The organism is Micromonospora sp. NPDC093244, from assembly GCF_040683695.1.
GTDB lineage: Bacteria > Actinomycetota > Actinomycetes > Mycobacteriales > Micromonosporaceae > Micromonospora.
On record NZ_JBFBEO010000002.1, the window covers coordinates 407,371 to 420,099 of the forward strand.

General features: G+C 69.8%; 10 protein-coding genes. 3 read left to right on the forward strand and 7 right to left on the reverse strand.

What is annotated here, in order from left to right:
- Window positions 1–2: 2 nt before the first annotated feature.
- The gene (locus AB0N27_RS11890) at window positions 3–452 is read right to left on the reverse strand and encodes a helix-turn-helix transcriptional regulator (RefSeq protein WP_364367204.1); all 450 of its coding nucleotides are present in this window, start codon (window positions 450–452) and stop codon (window positions 3–5) included.
- A gap of 117 nt (window positions 453–569) precedes the next feature.
- On the opposite strand from AB0N27_RS11890, the gene AB0N27_RS11895 reads away from it, so the two are divergent.
- Window positions 570–1,589, forward strand: a complete 1,020-nt coding sequence (locus AB0N27_RS11895; RefSeq protein ID WP_364367208.1) for an aldo/keto reductase — start codon at window positions 570–572, stop codon at window positions 1,587–1,589.
- A 13-nt stretch (window positions 1,590–1,602) separates the two neighbouring features.
- Here the strand turns inward: AB0N27_RS11895 and AB0N27_RS11900 are convergent, their stop codons facing one another.
- On the reverse strand, window positions 1,603–2,169 hold the full coding sequence (locus tag AB0N27_RS11900; RefSeq protein ID WP_364367211.1) for a kinase: 567 nt from the start codon (window positions 2,167–2,169) through the stop codon (window positions 1,603–1,605).
- Window positions 2,159–2,545 carry a hypothetical protein gene (locus AB0N27_RS11905; RefSeq protein WP_364367214.1) on the reverse strand — a complete coding sequence of 129 codons (387 nt, stop codon included), beginning with the start codon at window positions 2,543–2,545 and terminating at the stop codon, window positions 2,159–2,161. Before AB0N27_RS11905 ends, AB0N27_RS11900 begins: the two co-directional genes overlap by 11 nt.
- 110 nt (window positions 2,546–2,655) lie before the next feature.
- On the opposite strand from AB0N27_RS11905, the gene AB0N27_RS11910 reads away from it, so the two are divergent.
- Window positions 2,656–3,411 (forward strand): hypothetical protein, encoded by a 756-nt coding sequence (locus tag AB0N27_RS11910; protein ID WP_364367217.1) that lies wholly within the window; start codon window positions 2,656–2,658, stop codon window positions 3,409–3,411.
- Between the two features lie 29 nt (window positions 3,412–3,440).
- On the opposite strand, the gene AB0N27_RS11915 is transcribed toward AB0N27_RS11910, so the two are convergent.
- From AB0N27_RS11915 to AB0N27_RS11930, 4 genes are all read right to left on the reverse strand, one after another.
- Window positions 3,441–6,095 (reverse strand): DUF4132 domain-containing protein, encoded by a 2,655-nt coding sequence (locus AB0N27_RS11915; protein ID WP_364367220.1) that lies wholly within the window; start codon window positions 6,093–6,095, stop codon window positions 3,441–3,443.
- On the reverse strand, window positions 6,095–6,403 hold the full coding sequence (locus AB0N27_RS11920; protein WP_364367223.1) for a hypothetical protein: 309 nt from the start codon (window positions 6,401–6,403) through the stop codon (window positions 6,095–6,097). Before AB0N27_RS11920 ends, AB0N27_RS11915 begins: the two co-directional genes overlap by 1 nt.
- 124 nt (window positions 6,404–6,527) lie before the next feature.
- The gene (locus AB0N27_RS11925; RefSeq protein WP_364367226.1) at window positions 6,528–9,227 is read right to left on the reverse strand and encodes an RICIN domain-containing protein; all 2,700 of its coding nucleotides are present in this window, start codon (window positions 9,225–9,227) and stop codon (window positions 6,528–6,530) included.
- Between the two features lie 245 nt (window positions 9,228–9,472).
- Window positions 9,473–12,457, reverse strand: a complete 2,985-nt coding sequence (locus tag AB0N27_RS11930; protein ID WP_364367229.1) for a glycoside hydrolase family 3 C-terminal domain-containing protein — start codon at window positions 12,455–12,457, stop codon at window positions 9,473–9,475.
- Between AB0N27_RS11930 and AB0N27_RS11935 the strand changes: the two genes are divergently transcribed.
- The gene (locus tag AB0N27_RS11935) at window positions 12,456–12,605 is read left to right on the forward strand and encodes a hypothetical protein (RefSeq protein ID WP_354818367.1); all 150 of its coding nucleotides are present in this window, start codon (window positions 12,456–12,458) and stop codon (window positions 12,603–12,605) included. The genes AB0N27_RS11930 and AB0N27_RS11935 overlap by 2 nt on opposite strands.
- Window positions 12,606–12,729: the final 124 nt, after the last annotated feature.

A 12,729-nucleotide genomic window follows, 5' to 3' on the forward strand; every position in this document is an offset into this window, starting at 1 on the left:
ACTCAGGCTAGGTGCGGCTGGACGTGCGCGGCTTCTCGATTCCTGATCGGTCTGGTCACCTGCTTCGCCACGCAGGACGGTATCCCGTCCGTCGCGCGTACCGCCTCGCGTCGGTAGACGCTCGGCGGGACACCCACCAACTCGGTGAAGCGGGTGCTGAAGGTGCCCAGTGAGGAACAACCGACAGCGAAGCAGATATCTGTGACGCTCAGGTCACCGCGGCGCAGCAGGGCCATCGCCCGCTCGATGCGTCGCGTCATGAGATAGCTGTACGGGGACTCCCCGTACGCCTGCCGGAACTCCCGGCTGAGGTGCCCCGACGACATGTGCTCGCCCCGGGCGAGCGCCTCGACGTCAAGTGGTTGGGCGTACTCCCGATCGATCCGGTCCCGGACGCGGCGCAGCCGCGCGAGATCGCGCAGCCGCTGCTCCTCGGCAGGTGTGCTGGTCACGGCCCAAATCGTGCCACATCAGAGGGGTCCGGTTGGCAACCGGAACAATGTTCCGTACAGTGGTTAACGGAACGGCGATCCACTTAGCCGCCAGCCAACCTATCGTGGAGGACAGTCATGCAGTACCGCACCCTGGGCCGCACCGGCGTACAGGTCAGCACCCTCGCGCTCGGCGCGATGAACTTCGGCAGCCTGGGACGCGTCACCCAGGACGAGGCCACCGCCCTGGTCGGCGCCGCCCTCGACGCCGGCGTCAACCTCGTCGACACCGCCGACATGTACAGCCAGGGCGAGTCGGAGGAGATCGTCGGCAAGGCCATCGTGGGCCGCCGCGACGACATCGTGCTGGCCACCAAGGCCGGCATGCCGATGGGCGACGAACGCAACCACCAGGGCAGCTCGCGGCGCTGGTTGGTGACCGAGCTGGACAACAGCCTGCGCCGCCTCGGTGTCGACCACGTCGACCTCTACCAGATCCACCGCTGGGACCCGCGCACCAGCGACGAGGAGACGCTGTCCGCCCTGACCGACCTCCAGCGCGCCGGGAAGATCCGCTACTTCGGCTCGTCGACGTTCCCCGCGTACCGCATCGTGCAGGCCGAGTGGACCGCCCAGGACCGCCACCTGAGCCGTTACGTCACCGAGCAGCCCAGCTACTCGATCCTGCAACGCGGGGTGGAGACGCACGTCCTGCCCGTCACCGAGCAGTACGGGCTCGGCGTTCTGGCGTGGAGCCCGCTTGCCTCGGGCTGGCTGTCCGGCGCGATCCGCGCGGGTCGGGAGATCACCACCAACCGCTCGACGGTGCTGCCGCAACGCTTCGACACCACCATCCCCGCCAACCAGGCCCGGCTCGAAGCCGTCGAGAAGCTGGCCGCGGTCGCCGACGAGGCCGGCCTCACCATGATCCAGCTCGCGCTCGGATTCGTCACCGCCCACCCGGCGGTGACCAGCGCGATCATCGGCCCCCGCACCATGGAGCATCTGCGTTCCCAGCTCGACGCCGCGGACACCGTCCTCTCCGCAGACGTGCTCGACGCGATCGACGGGATCGTCGCTCCGGGCGTCGACCTCGCCCCGCAGGAGAAGTTCGACACCCCGCCCGCCCTGCTCGACCCGGCCCTTCGACGTCGCTGACACGTCAGCGTGCTCAGGGGACGACCGGGAGGTCGTCCCCACGCCCGGACTGGGGTAGCCCGGCGGCCTCGGCGATAGCCTCGACGGCGCCCTCCAGCGTGGTGCTCTCCGGTAGGACGAGTTCGCCGGGCCAGCCCAGGACGTCGTGGGCGTCGTAGATCCCGCTCATGTACTCGGCGGTGAACTCGTTGACCTGGGGTCGGGTGAGGTGCCGGCGCAGGGTCTCGGGCAGGGACACGTCGAGGTAGCAGAACAACGACAGGCCCCGGTGGCCGTCCCGCAGCCCCGTCAACATCGTCCGGTAGAGGCTTGTGTGCAGGATGCCCTCCAGCACGACGTGGTAGCCGTGGTCCAAAGCGAACCGGACGGTCTGCCCGATCAACGCCGGCGCCACGCCGCCCGGCCGGTCCCGCTCGCGCAGCAGAATGCGGCGCAGGTAGTCCTGTTCGACGAGCGCACACCCCCGGCCATGCCGACGCCGCAGCTCCCGGCCGATGCTGCTCTTGCCCGAACCGGAGTTGCCCCGCACGCAGATCAGGATCGTGTCCGGGTTGCCGGTCGGGACGGCGTCAGTGGCCACCGCGCTCCCGGGAATCGCCGGGCAGCCACCGGAGCGCGGCGTCGGCGGTGTCGTCGGGGCTGCTGTTGAAGGCGATGGCCGCGCCCGGGGCATGCTGCCGGACCAGGTTGACCACCTTCTCGAAGAGCGGAAGCAGCGGCTCGTGCTTGCGGATACCGCCGCCGACCACCACGCAGACGTACTCCCTGCGGGTCAGCGCCGCGACGATCGCCGCCTCGGCACTCTCGTCCGGCACCACCAGGCACAGGTCTGCCTCGATGCCGTGCTCAGCGAAGCGGCCCTGACCGCGGGCTATCGCCGCCACGACCGGCTCCGGGTCCCAGCCCGGGATTTTCAGAGGATCGAGACCGACCACCAGCACAGGTCCCAGTGCCATGCCCACTCCCGTAGAACGGTCCGACCCCGCCCGTCGATGCTGCCACAGAAGCGGCGGGATGAGTACGAACACTCATCCCGCTGCCGGCGCCGGCAGGCATGCTCGACGCCATGGCACCTCGTTCCCGAATCGGCACGCTGGCGGTGGTGGCCTGCCTGCTGCTGAGCGGATGCGCGGACTACGGCGACGGCGACGAGATGGCCCGGGACAGGGCGGCCGCCGAAGCCGAACGCCTCGTCGCCGACCTCGGGTACGGCGACCGGATCCGGGACGCCGAGTACATCGCCGCGACAGGTGTCCCCCCGGTGGCGGCCGGCGACAGCTCCCCCGTCCGGATCGAGGCGTTGGCCTGGTCGGGCCGGACCGCGCCGCACGAGCAGGCCATCATCGACGTGCGGATCGCCGTGACGGTGACGGAGGACCACGGGGCCTCCTTCGGCGACCTCGGCCACTCCGCCGGGCAGGCCACGCGGTGCTACCGCTACCGGCTCGAACTCCACAGTGCCACGTCCCACCAGGAGATCGACTGCCCGGCCGTGGCCACACCGCCGGTGCCCAGCGCCGCGCCGGTCCCGGCACTGCCCGACGACGCGCGCGCCCGACTCACGGCGGCCCTGCGCACCGCCACAGCGAGCACGCTCGCCGGTGCGGTGCGCGCGGCGTTCCCCGAGCGGTACGTCACCGTCGACACGGCCACCCACGAGGGCGCCCTCGTCGCCGCGGTGGGCGTACCCGCCGAACGGGAATGCCTCCTGCTGGTCCGCACCGCCGGCGGGGCCATCGAATCGCCCGCGTACGACCCCGCCTGGCTGGAGCCGGGCGAGACGGGGTGCGGGATCCGGCTCTACATTTCGCCCCCGCGTTAGCGCCGGCCGCCTCGTGCTCTGCCCACATCTCAGAGTTGACGCAGGATCACCGGGTCCTTGATCTTCTTGTCGGCGGCCAGGAGGAGCGCCTTGCTGATGATCTCGGCGAGTCGGCTGTCGCCCTCGAAGGGCAGGAACATCTCCGGCTCCTTCGCCTTCGCCGAGTCCGGGATGATGCACAGGTACCTGTCGTCCGGGGCGATCAGGATGTTGCCCGAGCCGCAGTGGATGCGGTACGTGTGCAGATCCCCGCGTACCTCGACGAATTTGTCGGTGACGGCGCAGCGGCCGGCGATCGCCAGCCGGGGGATCAGCTCCGCCAGCACCTCCCGGCGTGTCCGGGCGGTCGGGGTGAGGTCACCGAAGCTGCTCTGCGACCAGTAGTCGCGGTACCGGCCGTGGGGGCCACCGTCGTACCAGTTCGGGTCGGCGCCCACCCCGGCCGTGGCCACGAACAGGTCGACGTCGCGCATCACCTCGCTCAGCACGACCGCCGGAACCTCCTCCAGTGGCATCGGGGTGCGCTCACCCCTGACGAACCACAACTGGTCGGTGGCCATCGTGTCGAACACCAGGTCGTCGCCTCGATCCTCGATGCCCGCGACGTTCAGCTGGGCGCGCAGACCCCAGTCGGGAAGGGCCAACCAGGGCAGGTCGTAGCTGGCACCGTCGTTGCGGTGCTGGACGTACGACCAGCCACGCCGGGACAGCAGCGCGTTGAGGCGGTGCTGTCGCACGATGTGCGCGGCGAACCGGTTGGAATACGTGCCGGTGGCCCGCTCCGCGTCGGTGAGCAGGTACTGCTCCCGGTGCGCCTGCTTGAACGGCTGGGTGACCGCGTGCCGGGTCAGGAAGTCCCGCCAGGGACGGACGGCTGCCGGGTCGTCGACCGGGTGCCACAGCCGGACCGTGGCGCTGTCGGCGGGCTCGACCACCGCGTCGTCCACCGTCCGCAGGGCACCGTCACCCCAGCAGCAGGCCACGCCGTCGACAGTCCAGATGAGACGCCGGGCCAGGGTCCGGGCCAGCGGGTGGTCCAGGAAACGCTCCCGCCACTGCTCGACGGTCCACGACCGGTCACGCCGCAGCAGCCCCTCCAGGCGGTCGCGGGTGGCGATGAGCGTCGCCGCGACGTCAGTGACCGTCGCCTTCAGCTCCTTCAGCTCGTCGCCGTGGTCGCTGCGCACCTGCGCCGGTGGGGTCTTGACCACCTTGCCGTCCGGGTTGCGCCACACCAGGACGGCGTCGACGCCGCGCACCTCCAGCTCGTACGAGCAGTCGCCCAGCTTGTCGGCGAGCGGGAGCCCGAAGCCGGGCAGGGCCATCTCCTCGACGTCCTCGCGGCTGACGCCGAGCGCCTCGGCGTGCGCCGCCAGCCCCTTCTCGACCAGCCGCAGCGTGCTCTTGTAGGTCAGCCGGGACGAGAGGCGGGCCAGGTGCGCGAGGGCGGCTGGGTGATCGGTGTCGACGAGCGCCGCGACAGCGACGTTCGCCAGCTTCGGGCTCGCCGGGCCGTGGCCGGGGATCTTCCGCGTGGCCCGTTCGGCGATCTGGCCGAGGCTGCGCAGAGTCTCCTCCGAGGGCGGGCACATCACCCGCAGCCAGATCAGCCCCCACAGCAGTCCGACGTTGTGGCGATCGATCGTCCGCGGTGGAACATCCGTGAGGTGGCCGGGACAGCACACGGTCATGCGCAGCGGCATGGTTCGCGCCTGACCGACGAGCGGGAGCCACTCGTCGAGCCGGGCGGTGAACTCGTCGACGCCCACCGCGTCGAGCAGGAACCGGGCCTGCTTGCGCCAGGCGGTCGTCGGCTTCGCCTTGTCCGCGCCGACCGTGCAGTGGACAAGCAGCGCCTGCCACGCGCTGCGGCGGTCCGCGGGCATCGCCTCGATGTCCGCGACGGCACGGTCGGCCCACTGCTCACCGACGTTGGGGATCGGCCACATCCGGTCGGCCTCGGCACCCATGTCGGTCACGGAACGCTCGATCCGGGTCCTGCGCCAGGCCGCCAGCGCCGCCGGGTTCGTCCGACCGGCCGCCTCCGCCGCCTGGATCGACTCCCAGGTGAAGCCCACGAGCCACCCACTCCAGTGGCCGAATCCCAGCCAGGCCTGACCGCCCAGCCGCTCCAACCAGGCGGTGCCGTCCACCCCGCCGCCGGAGAGCACGGCCTTGACCAGCTTGACCCGCCCGTCGCTGTCCTGCCCCGGCACCGTCAACGCGTCGAACACCCGCTGCCGCACCGAAACCGGTTGCGCGGCAAGGAGTTGCGGGGCGCGGTCCCAGATCGCGCGGCGGGCCGCGTCCCACGGGGTCTCCACCCGGTACGCGAGCCTCGGCAGATTGTCCACAGCAGTCAGGGCGGCGGTGGCGAGGCGGTCGTGGTCCGCGTCGCCGTCGTCCAGGTCGGCCACGGCCGCGCCGAGCACCTCGGCCCGTCGCGTGGCCTCCGGCAACAGCTCGATCTGCGGCGACGCCATCTCGTACGGGCCGTTCGGCGCGTTGAGCAGGGCCAGCAGCTGCCGGCCCTCGCCGGCCGGCGCCCAGCCGCACACCATGGCCACCCGGTCGACGAAGTCCCGCCGGCCGTGCTCGTTGAGGCTGTCGCCGCCCCGCTCGCACCACCCCTTGACTGTGGTGACGACGTCGCGCAGTGCCAGCTCCGGGTCGTACGTGTCCATCAGCCACCCACCAGCGGGACGAGCTTGAGGAACGTGATCCGGGACCCCGCGTGCAGGTTCACCTTGTCGTCCAGGGCTGTCACCTGCCGGTCGTCGACCAGCACCACGAAGCGGTTGCGGACGAACCCTTCGAGCGCCACGCGGGTCCGCTCCTCCGGGTCGACGTCGGCGCCGGACTCGGCGATCTCCAGAAGTGTGCGTCGGCGAATCAACTCGTCGAGGCGTACGGATTCCTCGAAAACCTCCACCGTCCACTCGGGACCCGAGGGCGCTCCGGTCACTTCATCGGCGATCGTGATCATCGGCATGGCGCAGAAGCTAGCGCAGACCACCGACACCGCGTCGAGCGGTCGACGGCGAGATGGCGAAGGCTCCGGTCGGGTGGACGAACCACCAGGCCGGAGCCTTACCGCTGGATCGTTCCGGCCCTGCCTAGTTGCGCAGGCTCCACTGCTGGTTGGCACCACCGTTGCACGACCAGAGGATGAGCTTCGTGCCGTTGGCGGTGGCGGCGCCGTTGGCATCGAGGCAGAGCCCGGACTGGCCGTTCGTGATGGTGCCGTTGGCGTTGACGTTCCACTGCTGGTTGAGCCCGCCGTGGCAGTCCCAGATGATGACCGCGGTGCCGTTGGCCGTGCCCGCCCCGGACGCGTCCAGGCACTTGGTGCCGTACACCGTCAGTTGCTTGCCGCTGGTGGACGTCCACCGCTGGTTCGTGCCACCGCCGCAGTCCCAGAGCTGCACCTGGGTGCCGTTGGTGGTCGCGGAGTTGGGCACGTCGGCGCAGCGGCCGGACTGACCGCCCACGAGCTGGCCGCCCTGCTGGGTGCCGCCGCCGCTCTGCTGCCGCACGATGGCTGTCGACTCCGCCGACCGGTTGCCCTGGGCGTCGACGACGTAGAGCCGGTACTCCCCCTGCGAGGCCGGCACGGCGATTGTCGTGGCGGTGCCTGACGCCCTGGTCATCGTCGGCCCGGCGACGAAGGTGGTGGTGCCGGAGGGGGCCAGCCACACCGACCTGGTGGCGTCGCCCGTGCTCCGGATCGGGATCGACGCCGTGGCGCTGGTGACGAAGGTGCTGGCCGGTAGCACGTAGTTCGGTGCCGAGAAGGTGCTCGCCGGGAGGATGTCCCGGTACGCGTCCTCGAGGCCGGAGTTCGCGGCGATGGCGTACGCCGCCGCCGGCCAGACGTAGTCGGAGGAGACGATGATGTCACCGATCGTGCTGTTCGGCAGGTTCTTGTTCGAGACCTTGTTGATGGGGCCGTAGATCTGCGTGATGCTCAGGTCGTGCTTGCGTCCGAAGTCGTCGGAATTGATCATCCAGGTGACGTTCTTGTCGATGCTCAGGACGTTGTCGCGGAACGTGATGAACGCTGATCCCTCGTCCGGGTGCAGGCCGTACTTGTGACCTGAGGGAACGCCCTGGAGATAGTTGTTGGTGATCGTGGTCCCCGGCTGACTGCCGAGCGTGTAGATGGGCGCCGTGTCGCTGAGGCGCTGCACCGTGTCGATGATGTGGTTGTAGCTGATGGTGTTGTTCCGCGCCGTCGTGGTCGGCCGGTTGGGCACGATCGAGCCCGATGATCCGTCGAAGTTCCACCAGCCCCAGCCGAGGGTGATGCCCGACCAGGGGCTCTTCTCGATCCGGTTGTGCTGGATCGTGAGGGTGTCGGCGAAGTACGCCGAGATCGGGCTGTGCCCGTTGAAGAGGACCGCGCTGTCGTACACATAGTTGTTCTTGATGTCGATGTTCTTCGGCAGCCCCTCGACCTGCGGGGAGTACTTCTCGCGGTTGGTCGACGTGCCGTCTCCGATGTACACGTGCTGGGGGTGGCCGACGTCGATGGCGGAGCCGGCGATGTCGTTTGTGTGGTTTCCGATCAACTGCGCGTTCTGTACGTCGTTGACGAGGCTGATGCCGTCGGCGCCGGAGTGCTGGACCCGGTTTCGGTGCAGCAGGATCCCGTCGGCGTTCTGCACCTGGATCATGCCGGGGGTCACGTCGACGTTGCGGTAGTGGTAGACGTGGAAGTTGCCCTTCGCGTACGCCTGCGCGCCGAGGTTGCCCTGCTGCGCCTGCTTGAAGGACGAGCCGGCGACTGAGAACAGGTTCCAGTCGGAGTGCTGCACGGTCAGGCCGGAGAACGTGATGTTGCGCGCGTGGCTGCTCGTCGAGGTGCCGGAGACCCGCAGCAGGGTGGTCACGTTGTTCGGCGCGTAGACCGCGGCCGTCGCCATGTTCTCGCTGCTGGACTTGTAGTAGTAGACAGTCCTGCTGCTCTTGTCGAAGTAGAACTCGCCCGGGGCGTCCAGGAACTCGTACGCGTTCATGAGCTTGTGGGTGCCGCCCACCTGGGCGTTGCCGTTGAACGCACCCTGGGCGATCGCCGCACCCGGTTGCTGGAACAGGGCCACCCGGTTCGCGCCGTCGGAACTCGTGGTCACCTGGCGGACGCCGACGATCGCCGTCGTCCAGGTCGTCCCCGTCTCGATCTCGATGTCGTCGTGGTTGCGGGCGATGGCGGGGAAGTCGGCCAGGTTGTACTTGGCGCCGTCGCACTGGGAGCCCGACTCCCAGGCCCAGTCGGCCTGACCGGCCGTGACGGTGTACGTGCCGTAACACCCCGCCGAGCCGACCGTCTTCGACGCCATGTACGCGCGCTTGTCGTCGACGTAGAGCGCCCGCAGCTTGGTGGAGCGGTCCAGCGGGGCCTTCCAGATGTTGCCGCTGTGCTGGGTCCACCCGGTCACCTGAACGCCGCCGTCCAGGATCGGTGTCTCCCCCGCGTAGGCGGCGTAGCTGATCCGGAAGCCGTTGGTGCCGGAGTCACCGGCGCCGAACTCGATGGTGCTGCCTACCGGATACCTGCCACCGCGCAGGTAGACGGTGATGTCGCCGGTCATGCTCGCGTTGACCGTCCGTACGACGTCCCGCGCGCGTTGGACCGTCCGGAATGGAGACGCCAGGGTGCCGGGGTTGGCGTCGTTGCCGTCGGGGGCGACGTAGTAGGTCGCCTGGACCGCCGCCGAGGCCGGCGACGGGTCGGCGAGCACGCCCGGCAGCGTGGCGGCGACGAGAGCAGCCACCGCCAGCAGTGACGTTCGAGCGGTTGACACGATTGACCTCACGGACCCGTTCCTCTCACGTGCCGTCGACAGGGAACCCCGTGTGCATCGAGCGATGAGTGCGGATGTAATCGCCCCGAAATCTTTTCGAAGCGTAGGTCACACGTGTGATGAATGCAACCGTCGATCGCGGTCCATCTATGTGCGACCGGCGCTGATCAGCCCACCGGTCTCAGCGCGACCGTCCGGTCATCAGATGAATGGCTGCGCCCGGGCCGGGGCGTGCCACCGCCCCGGCCCGGGCCTGCTCACCTGATGCTGAACGTGGCCAGCCGCAGCGGGGAGTCGAACACCAGGTACACGTCGTGGGTGCCGGCGGCCCGTGCCAGGTCGGCCTCGACGCTCACGTACCGGTAGTCGTCTCCGGTGCTGGGCACTGTGACCGTGCCGAGCAGCCGGCCGGTCGGCGAACCCAGCCGTACCTGGATCGTGCCGGTGCCCGCCCCGGCCCGGGCGACCCGCGCGGTGAGGGTCCGGGCGCCGGGACGCAGTGCGGCGTCGGCGAAGGCGATCCACTGTCCGGCTCCGGTCGCGCCCACGACAGTGCCGCTGGCCTTGGTCTCGTCGAGCAGCCGGACGCCTGAATACCTGTCGAAGTTCTCCGCACGGGTGGTCCGGGACAGGTCCCGGTCCGGGACCGTCTCACCGCGTACCCGGATCTGCGTCCGCGCCCGGATGTCCCCGGCGGACGCGCCCACCATCAGGTCGTGCACCGACGACTCGACCACCCACCGACTGCGGGTGACGTCCCAGTGCGCCAGGTCCGCGGCGGGCAGCCGCAGGATCACGGTACGGGTCTGCCCCGGCGCGAGGTCCACCCGTTGGAACGCCTTGAGCTGGCGGATCGGGGTCCTGACCCGTGAGGTGCGCTGGTGGGTGTAGAGCTGCACCACCTCGGATCCGGCCCGGCTCCCGGTGTTGGTGACGTCCACACTGACCGAGATCGTGCCGTCGGCCCCGACCGAGGTCGCGCCGGTGCGCGGCTGGCCGTAGCGGAACCGGGTGTACGACAGCCCGTGGCCGAACGGGTAGAGCGGCCTCGCGGTGCTGTACAGGTACGTCTGCCCGGACGAGATGATGTCGTACTCCAGCAGGTCCGGCGGCAGTTGCCCGTCCGAGCGGTACCAGGTCTGGGTGAGCCTGCCGGACGGGTTGCGGTCACCGAACAGGACGTCGGCGACGGCGTGCCCGGTCTCCGCGCCCGCGTGGGTGGTCCAGACGATTGCCGGAACGTGCTGCTGCTCCCACGTCAGGGTGACCGGGTAGCTGGTCTGGAGCACCAGCACCGTACGCGGATTGGCAGTGGTCACGGCCTTGACCAGTGCCTCCTGGCCGGTGCTCAAGGCGGTAGAGGTGCGGTCGTGCGCCTCGCGTCCGTTGATGAACGGGTTGCTGCCGACGACCAGGACTGCGGTGTCGGCCGCCTTGGCCGCCGCCACGGCCCTGTCGATCCCGCTGCTGATCACCTCGCGACTGAAGTGGGTCGCCGCGGCCGGGGTGGCTGCGCCGAGCTTCAGGGCGCCGTCGGCACCGACAGTCACGTACCTGTCGGGGCCGAACCAGCTCTCCTTGGTCTCGTAGCCCGCGTAGCGCAGCACGACTGTTCCGTCGGCCTGCGGCTCCAGCTTGAACTGCTGCTGGACGTACCAGCCGTTGGGCTGCGCGTCCCGGGTGACGAACGGCCCCCAGTTGTAGCCGAGGTAGCGGCCGTTGGCGGCGTTGCGCAGCGTCACCACGTCCTGGCCCCAGTCCACCACGTCGAACTGGGCGACGAGCGCCGGGGTGGCGCCGGTCCCGAGGACGGGGTCGGCGTCGGTGGTGCCGGTGGCCGAGACGTACCTGCCGGTCGCCGTGTCCTTCAGCGCTATCCGGTCCGCCCCGTCGAGCCCGCTCACCCTGGCCCTGTCACCCAAGCGTTCGCGGATGCCGTCGAGCGCGGTCACCTCGTACGGCAGGTCGCCGCCGTACCAGTCGGAGTAGAGGGTGTCGGCCAGCGGGCCGAGCACGGCCACCTTGCGGGTACGGGTCGGGTCCAGGGGCAGGGCCTGCCGGGAGTTCTTCAGCAGCACCATCGCTTCGCCGGCGGCCTGCCGGGCCAGCCGCTGGTGTTCCGGGCTGTTGATGACGTCGGGGGTGATGCCGCCGTACCGGCCGCCGCCCGGGTCGAACTCCCCCAGCCGGAACCGGACGCTGAGGATCTCCCGGATCCGGGCGTCGATGTCGCCCTCGGTGAGCAGCCCGGCCGCCAGCGCCTGCTTGATGGCCGTCACTGTCGGCTGGGCGTTCGTGTCGTCGGTGATGAAACTGTTCAGCCCGGCCTTGATGATCGCCGCGTTGGCCTCGGGCTGGGTGGCGTAGTACCCCTGGGAGGCGACGAGGTTGTTCGGGGCCCAGGCGTCTGTGACGTTCATCAGCGGCCTGTCGGTCCAGCTGGGGACCACCGTGGCGAGGTCCGGATCGACAGTTGCGGGTCGACCGTTGACCAGGTTGTACGCGGCCATCACCCCGGTCGCCGCGTCGGCGGCAAGGGCCGGTTTGAAGGCGGCGCGGTCGTACTCGTTGAGCACCCGAGGGGGCACGTTCGACGAGGTCACATCACGCCGGACCTCGTTGTTGTAGGCCAGGTAGTGCTTCAGGGTGGGTGCGCTCTTGAGGTGGTCCGGGTCACCGCCTGTCATCCCCGAGCCGTATGCAGTGGAGATGGCCGCGGTGAGCAGCGGGTCCTCGGAGTAGCCCTCCTCGTTGCGACCCCAGCGGGGATCGCGGAGCAGGTTGACCACAGGCGCCCAGAGGTTGAGGCCCCAGACCCGTGGGTTCTGCGCGTGGTAGCCGCGCGCCTCGTCGCCGACGGCCGAGCCGACCCGGTTGATCAGGTCGGTGTCCCAGGTGCTCGCCATGCCCACCGGCTGGGGAAACGAGGTGCCGCGGGCCTTGACGACGGCCCCGTTGTTGTCGATGTCGGTCGACCAGGCAACCCCGTGCAGGGCCTCGGTGCCGGTCTTGAACAGGCCGATGCCCAGCCGGGGGATGGCCGGCTGGTACTGGTGCAGCCAGGAGATCTTCTCGTCCAGCGTGAGCCGCCCCAGCAGGTCGTCGACCCGGGCGTTCACCGGCAGGTGGGGATCTCGAAAGGGGTAGGTGGGTTCGGCGAGCGCCGTGCCGGGAACGGCAGGCAGGGCCAGCAGGGCGAGCGCGAGCGCGGTGATTCCGCGCCGAAGGCGCCTGTTGCGCATGCGGTTTCTCCTCATGTCGTACGACCGACGTCACGGGGACGCCGAGACCGGCGTGGCCAGGCTCGACACCCGGCTGACGGGCCTGGACGACGGATCGTCGAAGCGCTTCGACGATCCGGCCGCAGGGACCACGGCCATGATCTGGTGATTTCGGCAACTATAGATGCGGGCCGATTAACCGCACCAGTGGCCGCCGACGGATCCGGGCCGGGACGATCCGCCCGGCCGTCGACCGGGCGGTCCGGTTGATCACCCGGGTAGGCTTGTTACCG

Coding starts and splice junctions, on each gene's coding strand:
- AB0N27_RS11895 (WP_364367208.1), top strand. CDS start 570: ATGCAGTACCGCACCCTGGGCCGCACCGGCGTACAGGTCAGCACCCTC.
- AB0N27_RS11905 (WP_364367214.1), bottom strand. CDS start 2,545: ATGGCACTGGGACCTGTGCTGGTGGTCGGTCTCGATCCTCTGAAAATC.
- AB0N27_RS11910 (WP_364367217.1), top strand. CDS start 2,656: ATGGCACCTCGTTCCCGAATCGGCACGCTGGCGGTGGTGGCCTGCCTG.
- AB0N27_RS11915 (WP_364367220.1), bottom strand. CDS start 6,095: ATGGACACGTACGACCCGGAGCTGGCACTGCGCGACGTCGTCACCACA.
- AB0N27_RS11920 (WP_364367223.1), bottom strand. CDS start 6,403: ATGCCGATGATCACGATCGCCGATGAAGTGACCGGAGCGCCCTCGGGT.
- AB0N27_RS11935 (WP_354818367.1), top strand. CDS start 12,456: ATGCGGTTTCTCCTCATGTCGTACGACCGACGTCACGGGGACGCCGAG.
- AB0N27_RS11930 (WP_364367229.1), bottom strand. CDS start 12,457: ATGCGCAACAGGCGCCTTCGGCGCGGAATCACCGCGCTCGCGCTCGCC.